13 protein-coding genes and 2 pseudogenes (1 of these 15 cut by a window edge) are annotated in these 15,800 nt (G+C 66.4%); 12 read left to right on the top strand and 3 right to left on the bottom strand.

Features of this window, described 5'->3' with window-relative positions:
- The 8 genes from GEV05_25695 to GEV05_25660 all read left to right on the top strand — a co-directional run.
- Positions 1 to 266, top strand: a 266-nt coding sequence (locus GEV05_25695; GenBank protein MPZ46714.1) for a gamma-glutamyltransferase, incomplete at its 5' end; no start/stop codon positions are given.
- Between the two features lie 110 nt (positions 267 to 376).
- Entirely contained in the window at positions 377 to 781 is a 405-nt protein-coding gene (locus GEV05_25690) for a RidA family protein (GenBank protein MPZ46713.1), read from the top strand.
- Between the two features lie 177 nt (positions 782 to 958).
- The gene (locus tag GEV05_25685) at positions 959 to 1,363 is read left to right on the top strand and encodes a hypothetical protein (GenBank protein MPZ46712.1); all 405 of its coding nucleotides are present in this window, start codon (positions 959 to 961) and stop codon (positions 1,361 to 1,363) included.
- A gap of 73 nt (positions 1,364 to 1,436) precedes the next feature.
- The gene (locus tag GEV05_25680) at positions 1,437 to 2,450 is read left to right on the top strand and encodes a hypothetical protein (GenBank protein ID MPZ46711.1); all 1,014 of its coding nucleotides are present in this window, start codon (positions 1,437 to 1,439) and stop codon (positions 2,448 to 2,450) included.
- 40 nt (positions 2,451 to 2,490) lie between these two features.
- Entirely contained in the window at positions 2,491 to 3,465 is a 975-nt protein-coding gene (locus GEV05_25675; protein ID MPZ46710.1) for a tripartite tricarboxylate transporter substrate binding protein, read from the top strand.
- A gap of 238 nt (positions 3,466 to 3,703) precedes the next feature.
- Entirely contained in the window at positions 3,704 to 4,651 is a 948-nt protein-coding gene (locus GEV05_25670; protein MPZ46709.1) for a hypothetical protein, read from the top strand.
- A 63-nt stretch (positions 4,652 to 4,714) separates the two neighbouring features.
- Positions 4,715 to 5,104: a GFA family protein gene (locus GEV05_25665; protein MPZ46708.1), complete on the top strand. Its 390-nt coding sequence runs from the start codon at positions 4,715 to 4,717 to the stop codon at positions 5,102 to 5,104.
- A gap of 83 nt (positions 5,105 to 5,187) precedes the next feature.
- The gene (locus GEV05_25660; protein MPZ46707.1) at positions 5,188 to 5,595 is read left to right on the top strand and encodes a DUF4440 domain-containing protein; all 408 of its coding nucleotides are present in this window, start codon (positions 5,188 to 5,190) and stop codon (positions 5,593 to 5,595) included.
- Here the strand turns inward: GEV05_25660 and GEV05_25655 are convergent.
- Positions 5,592 to 6,942, bottom strand: a pseudogene (locus GEV05_25655) (NADP-specific glutamate dehydrogenase). The gene GEV05_25660 and the pseudogene GEV05_25655 overlap by 4 nt on opposite strands.
- 517 nt (positions 6,943 to 7,459) lie before the next feature.
- Positions 7,460 to 9,571, bottom strand: coding sequence for a fatty-acid oxidation protein subunit alpha (locus GEV05_25650; GenBank protein MPZ46706.1), 2,112 nt, complete (start codon positions 9,569 to 9,571; stop codon positions 7,460 to 7,462).
- A 313-nt stretch (positions 9,572 to 9,884) separates the two neighbouring features.
- On the opposite strand from GEV05_25650, the gene GEV05_25645 reads away from it, so the two are divergent.
- Genes GEV05_25645 through GEV05_25635 form a run of 3 tightly spaced genes read left to right on the top strand, consistent with a single transcriptional unit; the run spans position 9,885 to position 13,550 of the window.
- Positions 9,885 to 10,871, top strand: a complete 987-nt coding sequence (locus GEV05_25645) for a D-2-hydroxyacid dehydrogenase family protein (protein MPZ46705.1) — start codon at positions 9,885 to 9,887, stop codon at positions 10,869 to 10,871.
- Positions 10,872 to 10,901: 30 nt separating this feature from the next.
- Positions 10,902 to 12,533, top strand: a complete 1,632-nt coding sequence (locus GEV05_25640; GenBank protein ID MPZ46704.1) for a GMC oxidoreductase — start codon at positions 10,902 to 10,904, stop codon at positions 12,531 to 12,533.
- A gap of 24 nt (positions 12,534 to 12,557) precedes the next feature.
- Positions 12,558 to 13,550, top strand: a complete 993-nt coding sequence (locus GEV05_25635) for a hypothetical protein (GenBank protein ID MPZ46703.1) — start codon at positions 12,558 to 12,560, stop codon at positions 13,548 to 13,550.
- A 13-nt stretch (positions 13,551 to 13,563) separates the two neighbouring features.
- Here the strand turns inward: GEV05_25635 and GEV05_25630 are convergent, their stop codons facing one another.
- Entirely contained in the window at positions 13,564 to 14,223 is a 660-nt protein-coding gene (locus GEV05_25630; protein ID MPZ46702.1) for a 5-formyltetrahydrofolate cyclo-ligase, read from the bottom strand.
- A 143-nt stretch (positions 14,224 to 14,366) separates the two neighbouring features.
- Between GEV05_25630 and GEV05_25625 the strand changes: the two are divergent.
- A pseudogene (locus tag GEV05_25625) lies at positions 14,367 to 15,800 on the top strand (GNAT family N-acetyltransferase); it runs 1,254 nt beyond the window's last position.

Genomic DNA, 15,800 nt, shown 5'->3' with positions numbered 1-15,800 from the left:
TACTCAACGTGGTCGATTTCGGCATGTCGCCGGTGGAGGCCGTGACCGTGCCGCGCATCCATTGCGAGGGCAAGGGCATCCATGCCGAGGCGACGATTCAAGGTGCGGTCGTCGAGGCGTTGCGTGCCATGGGGCACAAGGTCGTGCACAGCCCGCACAGCTTCGAGCCCATCATGTCCCGGGCGCACGTCATCTCGACCATCGGCGGGCGCATGCGCGGCGGCGCCGACCCTCGCGGCGGCGCAGGCGTAGGCTATTCCTGGTGACCAGGGGGACCGCGGGGTCAGGTCTTGCCTGTTGCACCGTCTTGCGCTCCACTGGCAAAGAGCTCCGCAATGCAACGAGCAAGACCTGCCCCCCCCCAAAGGAGACAGCGATGAGCGATGCCGTAGCGCGCGAGAATATTTTCCCGGTGGGGATATCGAAGCCGACCGGGCATTGGACCACTGTCACGACCGCCCGTCCCGGCAAGCTGGTGTTCGTCTCGGGCCTGACGGCAAAGAACGAGCGAGGCGAGATCGTCGGCGTGGGCGACATCGGCGCGCAAACGCGTCAGGTATGCGAGAACCTGCAGGCCGCGATACGCGCCGCCGGCGGCACGCTCGCCGACATCGTCCGCGTCGACGTCTTCATCAAAGAGATGACCGGCTTCAAGGAAATTCACGAAGTGCGGCGACAGTATTTCGGCCCGACCCCGCCGGCATCCACGATGGTCGCTGTCTCGGCGTTCACGCATCCGGACATGCTGATCGAGATCAATGCCATTGGCGTGTTACCCTAGTTTCGGCGGTCCGAATCCAGAACTGCTGCCTGTGCACTGCCGGTCCCGCTATCCTGCTCGAAGGTGCCGAGAACAGGCCATGATATCTTGCCGTGATGCGATCGAGGATACGCTGACGACGCTGCGTTCGGAACGCGCAGGCTTCGTAACACCCGAACGTAGTAGGCGAGCAGAACCATGCCGATGACTGTCACGATCGACGCGGGCGACGCAGCAGGATATCTCCATGCCGTAGTCCGGGGCGAGTTCTACCTGGAAGAAGCGCAACGAACCTTTCTGGAAGTGCTGGAGGTCGTCGTACGGGATCGTTTCCTTCGCGTGCTCCTCGAAGGCGTAGCGATCACGGGGGAGCCGACCACCATCGAGCGCTTCTATTACGCGAAATTCGCCGCGGCTGCCGTCGCCCTTTCGACCGATCAGGATGCGACTGTCAGTCCTCGATTCGCCTACGTCCTGAAGCGCCCCGTACTCGATCCGCTGAGGTTCGGTGAGAACGTCGCGGTCAACCGAGGCATGAACATCAAGGCCTTCGAAGACCTCGAGGCGGCCCGCCGTTGGCTGGGCCTGCTACGAGAGAATTGAATAGGGGCTGGATGCTCCCGTTCCGGTGGTCCATCTGCTATCCTGACTCCGTCAAGCCGACAAGGAGGGCATCATGAAATATCGCAAGCATGAAGCCAAGGAATACGCCCGCGACTCCCTGAAGGGTGTATGGACCGCGCTGCCGTACAACTTCACCGAGGACGACCGGCTCGACGAAGCGGCCATCGCGTACAACCTGGAGCACTCCATCTCGAAGCTGAAGGTCGCGGGCCATTACTGTTCGGGCAATGTCGCCGAGTTCTGGGCGCTGACCAACGAAGAGCGCATGCGCGCTCACGAGATCAACGCCGAGATCAACAAGGGCCGCGTGCCCCTGATTGCCGGCTGCCATCACCAGAATCCGTATGAAGTCGTGAAGCTCTGCCAGCATGCCGAAGCGGTCGGCATCGATTTCGCGATCGTGCTCACACCGTACCAGGCGGCGCACTGCGACGATGCGGTGTACGAGTTCTATCGCTTCATTGCCGAGCACACCAACATCGGCCTGATTCTCTTCAACATCCCCGCGCACTACTACCCCATCTCGGTGCCGCTGGCGAAACGCCTGGTGAAGATCCCGAACATCTGCGGCTTCAAGCAAGGCGGTCCGCAGCCGGCCGCCACCATTCGCCTGCGCCAGGTGGTCGGCTCGGAGATCGTCGTGAGCGTCGCCGACGAAAACCCGTGGCTGCACAACATCGCCGTGTTCGAAGACCGCTGGCTGTTGAATTTCTGCCCGCACCTGTACCAGGTGCCCGGCTATCTGCCCGTGCACGACTACACCGAAGCGGCGCTGGCCGGCGACTACAACAAGGCGGTCGCGATCGCACGCAGCATCAATCCCGTTCGCGCGGTGCATGCCAAGTGGATCACCGGCTACGGCGGCGGCAACAGCCGGCTGCCCTCGCACGAGCAGAAGATCTGGATGGAGATGATCGGCATGAAGGGCGGCGGCGTGCGTCCGCCCTGCACCCGCATGACGCCCGAGGCCGAGCAGGAATTGCGCGCCGATCTGGAAGCGACCGGATTGCCGGCGAAAGCGCGGGCCGCGGCAGCAAGAGCGGAGGGCGAACGTCGCGCCGCTTAGCCTGAGCCGTAGCGGGGCAGCGCGGCGGCAGCCTTGCGCGATGCGCGTACTGCTTGCCGCCACAAGTTTCATCGCCGCTTGCCTCATCGCCGCTTCGGCTTTCGGCCAGGAGTTTCCGTACAAGCCGATCCGCATGGTTACCGAGCTCGCAGCCGGGACCGGTGGCAACATCTTTCTGCGGCGACTGCTGCCGGACATGTCCGCCGCGCTCGGACAGCCCGTCGGCCTGGACAATCGGCCCGGGGCGGGCGGCGTGGTCGCAGCCGAAGCCGTCATGCGCGCCGCGCCCGACGGCTATACCGTGCTCGCCGCGTCGCAGAACGCGCTCGTCATGGGCAGGTTCCTGTCGAAAACGAACAAGGTGGACGTATTCCGGGACTTCGTCCCGATCACCCAACTGTGGAAGGCGACGACGCTCCTCGTGGTCGGCCCGAGCTCGCCGGTGAAGTCGATCCCCGAATTGCTCGAGTACGCCAAGGCAGAAACGGGCAAGGTCTCGTACGGGACCTCGGGATTCGGCACCTCGCATCACTTCACCGGCGAAGCGATCCAACAGCTCACCGGGGTTCGATTGGTGCACGTTCCCTACAAGGGCGGTGTCGGTTCCATGCAGGCCGCCATGACGGGCGAGGTCGACGTCGCCATCGGTTTCGGCGCGACGGCGCTGCCGTTCGTGCGCACCGGCAAGGTGCGCCTGCTCGCCACCGTCCAGGGAAAACCCTTTGGCGGCATGCCCGACGTCCCTGCCCTGGCGGATGTCATATCGGGTTTCGAGCCGCCGCCGTCCTGGCTCGGCGTGTTCGGGCCAGCCGGTCTGCCGACGCGAGTGGTCGCGCGCTTGCGAAGCGGAATCATCGAATCGCTCCAGGCGCCCGGGACACGCGCAAGGAGCAGCGAGGAGGGACTGGAACTGGTCGGCAATTCTCCTTCCGAGTTCAGGGCGCAGCTCAGGAAGCAGACCGAGCTTATCGGACGCATCGCGAAGGCCATCCAGATCCAGCGAACCTCGCATTGAAAGGCCTTTGGCGCCAACGCGGCGAACATCGAGCAGCGGGTGTTCGACTCGCGACCGGCGCTCGTCGCCTGGCGGGCGGCGCAATCCGACGCTTGCCAGGCACGAATGGCGCTGGAGCGCCCAGGCACCCGTGCGCTGCCCGACGGGCATAGACTACTGCCAAGATCAATCTTGCTCGAGCCAGACCGGCCGCCGGCGTCATTCGGCCGTCGGCGCGGATCGCGCGGAGGATGCAACGATGCCTGCGCTCTCTTCGTCCATTCCGGATCCGTGGCCGAGCCTGCCGCTCGAAGCGTGGCGCGACACCTGTGCCACGCTGCAACTATGGACCCAGATCGTCGGCAAGATCCGGCTGGCGCAAACGCCGTGGGTCAATCATTCCTGGCACGTCACGCTATACGTGACGGCTCGCGGCCTGACCACCTCACCCATCCCGCATGGGGCCCGCGTCTTTCAGATCGACATGGACTTCGTGGACCATGCGCTCGAGATCCGGTCGAATGATGGCCCTGCGCGCGCTTTCCCGCTGCAGCCGCAATCCGTCGCCGCCTTCCATGCGCGCCTGATGGGGGAACTGAGCGATCTCGGCCTCGGCGTGCGCATCTCGGGAAAACCGAACGAAGTCCAGGACCCCATTGCATTCGCAGCCGACGAGACGCATCGGGCGTACGACCCGGAATATGCCAACCGTTTCTGGCGGGTGCTCGTGCAAGCCGACCAGGTCTTCAAGCGCTTTCGCGCCGGCTTCGTCGGCAAGTGCAGCCCCGTGCACTATTTCTGGGGCGCTCCGGATCTGGCTGTCACGCGGTTCTCCGGACGAACGGCGCCCGAACATCCCGGGGGCGTGCCGAACCTGCCCGACTGGGTGGCTCGGGAGGCCTATTCGCACGAGGTCAGCAGCTGCGGATTCTGGCCCGGCGGAGGCGCAATCGCGTACCCGGCATTCTATTCGTATGCGTATCCGGAGCCTGCCGGTTTTTCCGCGGCGCCGGTAAGGCCCGGCGGTGCTTTCTACAGCGAGGCGCTGCGCGAGTTCCTTCTGCCGTACGATCACGTGCGGGAGTCCAGCGCGCCGGACGACACGCTGCTGGAATTCCTGCAGAGCACGTACGACGCGGCAGCTACATTGGGTCGCTGGGATCGCAGCGCACTGGAACGCGACGGCGAGCCGAAGCGCGAGCGCTGACCGCTGTAGCGATACGGTGCACCGCGGCATTCGTCGGCCCGTCGCCGACAGGTGGAGAATGCGATGAGGACCTACCACGGCTCGTGTCACTGCGGCAGGGTTCGCTTCGAGGTCGATGCACAGATCGATCATGTCCGGGTCTGCGACTGCTCGATCTGCCGCCGGCGCGGTGCACTCAATCACCGCGTCCCCAAGGAAAATCTGCGCTTGCTGACGCCCTGGGACGAGCTGGTTCTGTACCAGTGGGGATCGCGAACCGCAAAGGACTACTTCTGCCCGGTATGCGGCATTCTACCCTTCCGGCGTCCGAGCGACCCGACTTCCCGGGAGCTGGACGAAGGCGTGCAGCCCTTCGATGGCTGGACGGTCAACGTCCGCTGCCTCGACGGCATCGACCTCGATTCGATTCCCGTGCGCCGGATATTCGGCAGCAGGATCGTGCACGATACCTGAAAGGGCTTGCGAACTCGGCTCGCAATGCAAGGGTCCCATGCGATGGAGGAGCAACCTTCCTGCGTGCAGAAAAGGAGATCCCCATGCCGGCAAGCACTCCCGCGGATATCTGCCGCATCTTTCGGCAAGCGATGGCCACAGGCGACATCGAAGCGGTGCTCGCAATCTACGATCCGGAAGTGGTTTTCCTGAACGAGTCGGGCGAAGCGATCAAGGGCAAGCAGCAGCTGCGCCAAGAGCTTGCCCCGCTGGTCGCAGCGAAGGCCGACTTTGCATTCGACATCAAGCAGATCGTCGAGTCCGCAGATATCGCGCTGATGCATACGCAGTGGCAGGTCTCGCACCCGCGGCCAACGTCCGTGTATGCGATCGAGGTCGCCCGGCGTCAGCCCGATGGCACATGGTGCTGGCTCATCGGCGACCCGTTTACCGTCGGCAAAGTCTCCGGCTCCCTGGCCCACGCACAGCTGGAACAGGACGACAGCGCCTAGATCAGTCCGAGCGCCACCATCGCGTTGGCAACCTTGATGAAGCCGGCGATATTGGCGCCGACCACGTAGTTGCCGGAGGCGCCGAATTCTTCGGCGGTCTCGTAGGTATCTTCGTGGATACGAGTCATGATCTCGTCGAGCTTCTTCTCGGTGAACTCGAACGTCCAGGAATCGCGGCTCGCGTTCTGCTGCATCTCCAGGGCGGATGTCGCCACACCGCCGGCGTTGGCCGCCTTGCCGGGGCCGTAGGCGATCTTCGCATCGAGGAAGATGCGAACGCCTTCGGGCGTGGTCGGCATGTTCGCCCCCTCGCCGACCGCGATGCAACCGTTCTTCACCAGGGTCATGGCGTCGCGGCCGTTGAGCTCGTTCTGCGTGGCCGAGGGCATGGCCACCTCGCACGGGATTTCCCAGATGTTTGCCGCCTTCGCGATAGTGCGCATCCTTGTGCCACTCGGCGTAGTCAGCGATCCGACGGCGCTCGACTTCCTTCAACTGCTTCACCAGGGCCAGGTCGATACCTCGCTCGTGGATCACGACCCCGTGGGAATCCGAGCAGGCGATCACCTTGGCGCCGAGCTCCTGCAGTTTCTCCATCGTGTAGATGGCGACGTTGCCCGCGCCCGAGACGATGCAGGTCTTGCCGTCGAGGCCGGTCTTGCGCGCCTTCATCATCTCGCGCACGAAATACACCGCGCCATAACCGGTCGCTTCGCGGCGCACCAGCGATCCGCCCCAGCCGATGCCCTTGCCGGTGAGAACGCCGGACTCGTAGCGGTTGGTGAGGCGCTTGTACTGTCCGAACAGGTAGCCGATCTCGCGCCCGCCGACGCCGATGTCGCCCGCCGGTACGTCGCAGTATTCGCCCAGATGGCGATGCAGCTCGGTCATGAAGCTCTGGCAGAAGCGCATGACTTCGGCGTCCGAGCGTCCTTTGGGATCGAAGTCCGAGCCGCCCTTGCCGCCGCCGATCGGCATGCCGGTGAGCGCGTTCTTGAACACCTGCTCGAAGCCGAGGAACTTGATGATGCCGAGATACACCGACGGATGGAAACGCAAACCGCCCTTGTACGGTCCGATCGCGCTGTTGAACTGAACGCGGAAACCGCGGTTGATGTGCACCTCGCCCCGGTCGTCCTGCCACGGCACACGGAAGATGATCTGGCGCTCGGGCTCGCAGATGCGCTCGATGATCTTCTGTTCGGAGTACTCCGGGTATTTCACCAGCACGGGGCCGAGCGACTCGAGCACTTCCTTCACCGCCTGGTGGAACTCGTCCTCGCCCGGATTGCGGGCGATGACCTGCCGATAGATCGCTTCGATGCGCTCGGAGAGTATTGTCGTCATAGCAAAGTCCTTAAAGCGTCGTGCCAAAGCTCGCAAGCGGCACGCCCAGGGGCGACTGCCCGCCATGTCCTGCCGACATGGAAAGTCATGGATGCGCGCGGTGCCAGCCCAATGCGCGCAAAGCCGGAAATTCGTTGTTCGCGCGGCGTTGACCACCCCGTCCGCGACTCAGTCGCGTCCCGCCCCTCCTCGACGAGGAGGGGAGACCACCCGTGCGCGCGCACAAAGCGGGGGATTCGTTGTTCGTGCGGAGTCGACCACCCCGTCCGCGACTCAGTCGCGTCCCGCCCCTCCTCGACGAGGAGGGGAGACCACCCGTCCGCGCGTCCTGCCCTACTTGTCAGGAGGGCAAGGCCAGGCAAGCGAGGCCAGGCGAGATCTTCTCCCCTCCTCGTCGAGGAGGGGTGCCGGCGAAGGAGGCGGGGTGGTCAGCTTGTAAGCCAGGCGCCGCGTCCCGCACGCGGCGCGTACAGCTCCGGGCGGGGAGCGCCCGGACAGCGAGCGGCAATTATAGGCATCAGACGCCCGCAGCCTTGATCTCGCGCAATTGTCCGCCCTGCTGCGCCACGTCGCGCAGCAGGTTCGACGGCCGCCAGCGCTCGCCGTAACGCTGATGCCACGCTTCGATCTGCTCGTACACCGCCTTCGAGCCGATCTGGTCGGCCCAGAACATGAGCCCGCCGCGATAACGCGGAAAGCCGAAGCCGTGCAGCCACATCACGTCGACGTCGCTCGCGCGCAGTGCCTTGCCTTCCTCCAGGATCTTGCACGCCTCGTTCACCGACGCGAACAGCAGCCGGCGCAGGATCTCTTCGGGCGTGAACGAGCGCTGCTCGATGCCCATCTCCTTCGCGACTTCCTGGATGACGCGCTTCACTTCCGGATCGGGGCGCGGCGTACGGTCGCCGGCCTCGTAGCGATACCAGCCGGCGCCCGTCTTCTGACCCTTGCGGCCCAGCTCGACCAGCCGGTCCGGGATCGGCAGCTTGCGGTAGTTTGGGTCGGCCGCGGCACGGCGCCGACGCGAGGCATAGCTGATGTCGAGGCCCGCCAGGTCGCCGACGGCAAACGGCCCCATCGGATAGCCGAAGTCGACCATCACCTTGTCCACCTCTTCCGGCGCCGCGCCCTCCTCGATCATCAGGTTCGACTCGGTGACCATCGGAGCGCGGCTGCGGTTGGCGACGAAGCCGTCGGTGTTGCCCGCCCATGCGGCGATCTTGCCGATCGAGCGGCCGAGCTTCATGGCGGTGGCGATGGTGGTCGGCGCGCTCTTCTGGCCGACCACGACCTCCAGCAGTTTCATCACATTGGCCGGACTGAAGAAGTGCGTTCCCGCCACCAGCTCCGGGCGCTTCGTCACGGAAGCGATGGCATCGATGTCGAGCGCGGAGGAATTGGTGTAGAGCAGCGCGCCGGGCTTCATCACCCCGTCGAGCTTCGCGAACACCTGCTTCTTGACGTCCATCTCCTCGAACACCGCCTCGATCACCACGTCGCAGTCGGCAATGGCGTCGTAGCTGTCCACCGATTGGATGCGCGGCAGGCGCTTGTCCATCTCCTCCTGCTTCAGGCTCCCGCGCTTCACGCTGGTGGCATAGTTGTCCCTGACGCGCTGCATGCCCTTCGCCATCGCATCCGGTGTCGCTTCCAGGATCTTCACCGGCATGCCGAAGTCGGCGAAGCACATGGCGATGCCGCCGCCCATCGTCCCGGCGCCGATCACCGCCACGGATTTGACCTCCGGCAACGGCGCGTCCTTGGCAAGACCAGGGATCTTCGATACTTCGCGCTCGGCGAAGAACGCGTAGCGCAAACCGCGCGCTTCGTCGGAATTCTCCAGCTCGGTGAAAAGCCGCCGTTCGGTCTTCACGCCCTCGTCGAACGGCTCGGACACCGCAGCCTCGACCGCGGCGATGCAGTGATACGGTGCCTTCTGGTTGCGCGCCTTGCGCGCGATCGATTTGCGCATCGCCTCGAACATGCCGGGATCGGATTTCGCTTCGGCGAGCTTGTCGGTCTTGTCGCGCACGCGCGGCAGCGGCCGGTGAGCGGCGATGCGCTTGGCGTACGCGATCGCCTCCTTGCGCAGGTCCTTGCCCTCGACCACCTCGTCGACGATGCCGAGCGCCTTCGCTTCCGGCGCCGGCACGTGGCGGCCGCTCACGATCATCTCCATCGCCGCTTTCGGACCGATCAAGCGCGGCAGACGCTGCGTTCCGCCGCCGCCCGGCAGGATGCCGATCAATACTTCCGGCAAGCCCACCTTGGCGCTCGGCACGGCGATGCGATAGTGGCACGCGAGCGCGTTTTCCAGGCCCCCGCCGAGCGCAAAGCCGTGAATGGCGGCGACGATCGGCCTGGTGCCCTGATCGAGCACGTCGTAGGTGCGCCGTGCCGGCGTCGCTCGCGGCTTGCCGAACTGGCGGATGTCCGCGCCGGCGATGAAGCTGCGGCCCGCGCCCATCAACACCATGGCTTTCACATCGGGGTCCGCTTCCCCGCGCTCCACCGCCGCGATGATGCCTTCGGGCACGCCGGGACTGAGCGCGTTCACCGGCGGGTTGTCGACGGTGATCACGCCGATGCCGTCTTCGACTTCGAAGTGTACGAGAGCCTGCTCGCTCATTGCATTCTCCTCTGGACCATTGAGCGCGATCGGCGGCGCGGCGGATCGCCACGCGGCCGAGTTTACGTTAGATGCCGGGCGACGAGCTACGGCGCGCTTGGCGCCCGTCGTCTCACGCCGCGGCGCACGAAACGGTGCCGACTGCGCTGCCGATTGCCACTGCGTGCCTCTGCACGCACGAGTGATTGCGTGCCCCGCGCGCACCAGTGATTGCGTGCCCCGCACGCACCAGTGATTGCGTGCCCCGCACGCACGGGTTATCGTAACCTGTCTGCCGAACCACCACACCCACCACAGCCGAAGGGGGGAAGCCATGAAAATCGCGGTCATTCACGACTATGCCGACGTGCTCCGCGGAACGCGTGCCTATCCGAAACTGAAGGACCACGAAGTGCGCATCTTCACCGATGCCTACACCGATCCGGCGCGGGTCGTGGAGCAGGTGTCCGGATGCGACGCCGTGCTGCTCACGCAGCAGCGCGTGCCGATCACGCGCCAGATCGTGGAGAAACTGCCGCAGCTCAAGCTCATCAGCCAGACGGGCCGCAACGTGAGCCACGTCGACGTTGCCGCCTGCACCGAGCACGGCATCGTGATCTCCGCCGGCGGCGGCAGCGGCGGCGGCGGCCCCTACTCCACCACCGCGGAGCTGGCCTGGGGCCTCATCCTTTCGTCGCTGCGCTCGATTCCCTACGAAGTCGAAAACTTCAAGCAAGGCCACTGGCACTCGACCGTCGGCACGCGCCTGCACGGCCGGACCCTCGGCATCTATGCGTTCGGACATATCGGCGGTGCCGTGGCGCGCGTGGGCAAGGCGTTCGGGATGAAGGTCGTGTGCTGGGGCCGCGAAGGCTCGACCGCCCGCGCCAAAGCGGAAGGTTTCGAGATCGCGCCGAGCCGCGAGGCGTTCTTCGAGAATGCCGACATCGTGAGCCTGCACCTGCCGCTCAACAAGGAGACGCGCGGCATCGTGACAGCCGACGACCTCGCCCGCATGAAGCCCACGGCGCTCATCGTCAACACCAGCCGGGCGCCCCTGATCGCCGAAGGTGCCCTGGTCGCCGCGCTGAAGAAGGGCCGGCCGGGATTCGCCGCGGTGGACGTCTACGAGCAGGAGCCGGTGACCGGCGCTTCGCATCCGCTGCTCGCGATGGAGAACGCGCTCTGCACCCCGCACCTGGGCTATGCCGAGCGCGCAAGTTACGAGGCCCTGTATGCCAGCGCGGTCGAGCAGCTGCTCGCCTACGCGGCCGGTGCGCCGATCAACGTCGCCAATCCGGAAGCGATCGGCAAGCGTTAGGCCCTGCTCCGATGAAATATCCGCGCTGACATGGAATTCGACTACGTCATCGTCGGGGCCGGTTCCGCCGGCTGCGTCCTCGCCAATCGCCTGACCGCATCCGGCAAGCACTCGGTGCTGCTGCTCGAAGCGGGCGAGGACGACCGCTGGATGTGGATCCGCATTCCGGCCGGCGTCGCGCACATCCTCACCGGCGAACGCGCGATCTGGCGCTTCCAGACCGAGCCGGACGAGAAGGTCGGCGGCCGCGGCATCTTCTGGCCGCGCGGGCGCGCGCTCGGCGGCTCCAGCGCCGTGAACGGCATGATCTGGGTGCGCGGCGATCCGCTCGAATACGACCACTGGGCAAGCCTCGGCAATCCCGGCTGGGGGTATGCCGATGTGCTTCCGTTTCTGAAGCGCATGGAATGCTACGCGCCCGGCGACCCGCAATACCGCGGGCGCGAGGGACCGATGCACATTACGCGCTACATCGATCGCGATGCCCTCTCCGAGGGCTACCATGCCGCCGCCTGCCAGGCGGGTGTTCCCGCGACCGAGGATTACAACGGCCCGGTGTTCGAGGGCATCGGCTACCTGCAATACAACACGCGCCGAGGCCGCCGCCGCCATACCGCAGACAACTACCTGCGCCCCGCCATGAAGCGCCCGAACCTCAAAGTGGCAACGGGCGCGCTAGCGCAACGCGTGGAGCTCGAAGGCAACCGGGCTGTGGGCATCACGTATCGGCAGGGCGATGCGCTGCACACCGTGCGCGTGCGCCGCGAGGTTCTGCTGGCGGCGGGCGCGATCCAGTCGCCGCAGATTCTGGAGCTCTCCGGCATCGGCGACGCCGAAGTCCTGCAGCGCGCCGGCGTGGCGGTGGTCCATCACGCACCCGGGGTCGGTGAGAACCTGCGCGACCACCTGCACGTGCGCCTGGCGTTCGAGACCACGCTCGACATCACGCTCAATGCGATCCTGCGTAGCCCCTTCCTGCGCGCAAAGATGGGCGCGCGCTGGCTCTTCCTCGGCCGAGGCTTGATGTCGACCTCGTCGGCGACCATGATGGCGATCGCCCGCAGCCGCGCAGACCTGCCGCGGCCCGATATCAAGATGCAATTGCACCAGCTGTCGATGGCGAGCAGCCATTACGCGGACAATCGCAACGCGCGCTCGCTCGCCGATCGCATGGGGCTGGATGCGTATCCGGGGTTTTCGGTCGGCACCTACTGCCTGCGTCCCGAGTCGCGCGGATCGATCCATATCCGCAGCGCCGAAGCCTCCGATCCGCCGCGCATCCACGCCAACTACCTCGGGGCGGAGGAGGACGCGCACACGCTCGTTAGCGCGCTGAAGATGATTCGCAGGATCGCGGCCCAGCCCGCGCTCGCGCAGTACATCGTGCGCGAGACCCGCCCGGGGCCGGAAGCGCACAGCGACGGCGAGCTGCTCGATCACATCCGCAAGACCGGCCAGACCTCGTATCACCCGATCGGAACCTGCCGCATGGGCAGCGACAAGCTCGCCGTGGTGGACTCGAAACTGCGCGTCCACGGCGTGCACGGCCTGCGCGTCTGCGACGCCTCCATCATGCCGACCATGGTCGCTTCCAACACCAATGCGCCCTCGATCATGATCGGCGAGAAAGCCTCCGACATGGTGCTTGCCGATGGCGGATAGACTTCCTCGCCCCAGCGCGCGGCCATGTCGGCCTGCGACGTCCTTGGGAGATCTCCAGTGAGCACGAAGGAAGGCTCGCGCCGGCCCCGCAACACGTGGCTGCTGGCCGTGGACGGATCGCGCGGCGCCGACAATGCCACACGCTACGTCGCGCGTGTGGCGAAGCCGCTCGGCGTCGCTGCCGTTCGCCTGGTCAACGTGCGCCTGCCCTCGGTCGGCGCCGAACGCAAGAGCCTGGCCGCGCAGCGCGCCGAAGCGTTGGCGGACGCCGAGCGCACCACGGCCTCGGCGCGAAGAATCCTCGATTTCGCCGGATTGAGCTATCGACTGGAAGCGCCGCTAGGCGATGATCCGGCCGCAATGATCGTGGGCGCGGCGGAGGACGCCGGGGTGAGCGAAATCGTCATGGGTACGCGCGGGCTGAGTACGCTGAACAGCATCACCCTGGGCTCCGTCGCGTACAAGGTGCTTCACATGGTCCGGCGAAGCGTCACGCTGGTGCCGGTCCGATCGCGCACCGCGGGCCGTGGCGGCGCAAGCGATCCGCTGGCGGTGCTGGTCGCCGTCGACGGCTCGAACGCGTCCAACCGGGCGGTACAGTATGCAGCGCTCCAGGCCGCGGTCAATCCCAGGTTGCGCATCGTGCTGCTCAACGTGCAGCCGCGGATCATTTCCGGCAACGTGCGGCGATTCGCCTCCCGGGTGCAAATCGAGGCCTACGCGCAGGAGCAAGCGGAGGCCGCGATGCGGCCAGCCGCGCGCATCCTGGACAAGGCCGGCGTGCGCCACGGTCGGCGCGTTGCCACGGGCAGCGTGGCCGAAACGATCCTGGAGACGGCGGCCGACTCCCAATGCGGCCGCATCGTGCTCGGCACGCGTGGTCGCGGTGCCGCGAAATCGCTGCTGCTCGGCTCCGTGGCCTATGGCGTGGTGCATCATGCCGAGGTGCCGGTGACGGTGGTGAAGCAGGCGCTGCCCGCGCCGGTGCTGCTGCCCGGACCGGCCGCGCGCCGCTGAACCTCGAACGGATTCAGCCCGGGGCGCGCGCGCGCAGCATCTGTGCAGCGATCGCGCGAACCTGGACGAGATCGGGCATGGCGAGGAGCCTGCCGTCGACCACCTGCGCCACGCCCTCTTCCGTGACGACGAAATCCATCGGGACGTCGTACGGCTGCGGATAAATGGTTTGCATCCGCGACACCTCGAAAGCGACGGCGATCTTGAGCGGCTGAGGCGTCGCCGCCGCGAGCGTCCGGTCGAAGAAACCGCCGCCGTAGCCGAGCCGATAGCCCTGGACATCGAACCCGACCGGCGGCACGAGCAGCGCCCGCGGACGCATGATCTCGGTCCCTTGCGGGATCGGCAGATCGAACACCCCGGGCGTGGTCGGCGCACCGGGCCACCACTCGCGGAACTCGAGCGGTTGTTTCTTCTCCACCACGACGGGCAGCGCGGTACGCGAGCCGCGCTTGCGCATCTCGTGCAGAAAGAAACGCGTGTCCGGCTCGCCCTTGAAGGGCCAGCAAAAGCCGATCGAAGCACCTGCCAGCAGGTCGAACGCGGCGCTCAACAGGTGCGTGATGGTTTCGTTGCGGCCTCGCCGGACATCGAGCGGGATGGCTTCGCGTGCCGCCAGCAGCTCGGCGCGCTGCGCTTTTCGCCACGCCGCAAGATCGGTGGGTGGATTCATCGATGCTTCGCTTTCAAGCGTTCAGCCTACCACGCCCGCGGTCGCGCCGCCCGCAGCAGTGCGGCGACGTTGCGCACGACCTTGGCCGATCCGGCATCGCATGCGACCATAGCGGCAGCGCGCCTTCGCGCGCCGGTATTGCAATGAGCGTCCGCAACCTCGAATTCCTGCTCAATCCGGGCTCGGTCGCCGTGATCGGCGCCTCCAATCGGCCCAACGGCATCGGCACCGTCGTCATGCGCAACCTGCTCGCAGGCGGGTTCGCCGGCGCCGTCTATCCCGTCAATCCCAAGTACGACCGGGTGCAAGGCATCCGCTGCTATGCGCGCCCGGATCAATTGCCCACCGCGCCCGATCTCGCCGTCGTCTGCACCCCGCCCGACACGGTGCCGGACCTCATCGCGCGCCTGGCCGAACGCGGCACGCGGGCCGCAGTGGTCGTCACCGCCGGCATGAATGCGGCGTCCGACGACGGCCGCTGCACACCGACGCAAGCCATGCTCGACGCCGCACGCCCGCATCTGCTGCGCATCCTGGGACCGAATTGCATCGGCCTGCTGGTGCCCGGCATCGGCCTCAACGCGAGCTTCGCGCACACCAATGCATTGCCCGGAGACATCGCCTTCATCTCGCAGTCGGGCGCCCTGGTCACGGCCGTGCTCGACTGGGCAAGGTCGCGCCGCATCGGTTTCTCGCATTTCATATCCGCAGGCGAGCGCGCCGACGTCGACATCGCGGACCTGATCGACTATCTCGGCAGCGATGCCGGCACGCGCGCGATCCTGCTTTATCTCGAATCGATCCGGGGCGCGCGCAAGTTTCTCTCTGCTGCCCGCGCCGCCGCGCGCAACAAGCCGATCATCGTGGTCAAGGCGGGCCGCGCCGCGGAAGGTGCCCGCGCTGCTGCCTCGCACACGGGCGCGCTGGCGGGATCGGACGACGTGTTCGACGCCGCGATACGCCGCGCCGGCATGCTGCGTGTCGATACCCTGCTCGATCTGTTCGACGCGGTGGAAACGCTGTCGCACGAGACCCGCCTGCACGGGGAGCGGATCGCGCTCCTCACCAACGGCGGCGGTGCGGGCGTGCTGGCTGCCGACGCGTTGTCCCTGGCAGGCGGATCGCTCGCCGAGCTCGGCTCCGACACCTTGACGCGGCTCGACCAAGCGCTGCCCGGCACCTGGTCCCGCGGCAATCCGATCGACATCATCGGCGACGCGCCGGTGCAGCGCTACGTCGATGCGCTGCAGGCGCTCGCCGACGATGCCAGCGTCGACGCGATTCTATTCATGCACGCTCCCACCGCCATCGTCGCCGCCGAAGCGATCGCGCGCGCGTGCGTCCCGCTCATGCGGCGCGCGGGCAAGCCCGTGCTCACCTGTTGGCTCGGAGAAGAGGCGGTGGCACGCGCTCGCACGCTCTGTCACGACGCCGGCATCGCCAACTACGCGACGCCGGAGGAGGCGGTGCGCGCGTTCATGCAGCTCGTCACCTATCGCAGAAACCAGGCGTTGCTGCGGCAAGCCCCGCCGGCGCAAAGCGAAAGCTTCGCCCCGGACCGGCAGGCCGCGACCGGG

It is taken from the genome of Betaproteobacteria bacterium (assembly GCA_009377585.1).
Lineage (GTDB): Bacteria > Pseudomonadota > Gammaproteobacteria > Burkholderiales > WYBJ01 > WYBJ01.
The sequence above is the reverse complement of the archived record's forward strand: the minus strand, read 5'-3'. Positions and strand labels throughout refer to the sequence as shown.

Coding starts and splice junctions, on each gene's coding strand:
- GEV05_25665 (MPZ46708.1), top strand. CDS start 4,715: ATGAGGACCTACCACGGCTCGTGTCACTGCGGCAGGGTTCGCTTCGAG.
- GEV05_25630 (MPZ46702.1), bottom strand. CDS start 14,223: ATGAATCCACCCACCGATCTTGCGGCGTGGCGAAAAGCGCAGCGCGCC.
- GEV05_25635 (MPZ46703.1), top strand. CDS start 12,558: ATGTCGGCCTGCGACGTCCTTGGGAGATCTCCAGTGAGCACGAAGGAA.
- GEV05_25680 (MPZ46711.1), top strand. CDS start 1,437: ATGAAATATCGCAAGCATGAAGCCAAGGAATACGCCCGCGACTCCCTG.
- GEV05_25670 (MPZ46709.1), top strand. CDS start 3,704: ATGCCTGCGCTCTCTTCGTCCATTCCGGATCCGTGGCCGAGCCTGCCG.
- GEV05_25640 (MPZ46704.1), top strand. CDS start 10,902: ATGGAATTCGACTACGTCATCGTCGGGGCCGGTTCCGCCGGCTGCGTC.
- GEV05_25675 (MPZ46710.1), top strand. CDS start 2,491: ATGCGCGTACTGCTTGCCGCCACAAGTTTCATCGCCGCTTGCCTCATC.
- GEV05_25645 (MPZ46705.1), top strand. CDS start 9,885: ATGAAAATCGCGGTCATTCACGACTATGCCGACGTGCTCCGCGGAACG.
- GEV05_25650 (MPZ46706.1), bottom strand. CDS start 9,571: ATGAGCGAGCAGGCTCTCGTACACTTCGAAGTCGAAGACGGCATCGGC.
- GEV05_25690 (MPZ46713.1), top strand. CDS start 377: ATGAGCGATGCCGTAGCGCGCGAGAATATTTTCCCGGTGGGGATATCG.
- GEV05_25685 (MPZ46712.1), top strand. CDS start 959: ATGCCGATGACTGTCACGATCGACGCGGGCGACGCAGCAGGATATCTC.
- GEV05_25660 (MPZ46707.1), top strand. CDS start 5,188: ATGCCGGCAAGCACTCCCGCGGATATCTGCCGCATCTTTCGGCAAGCG.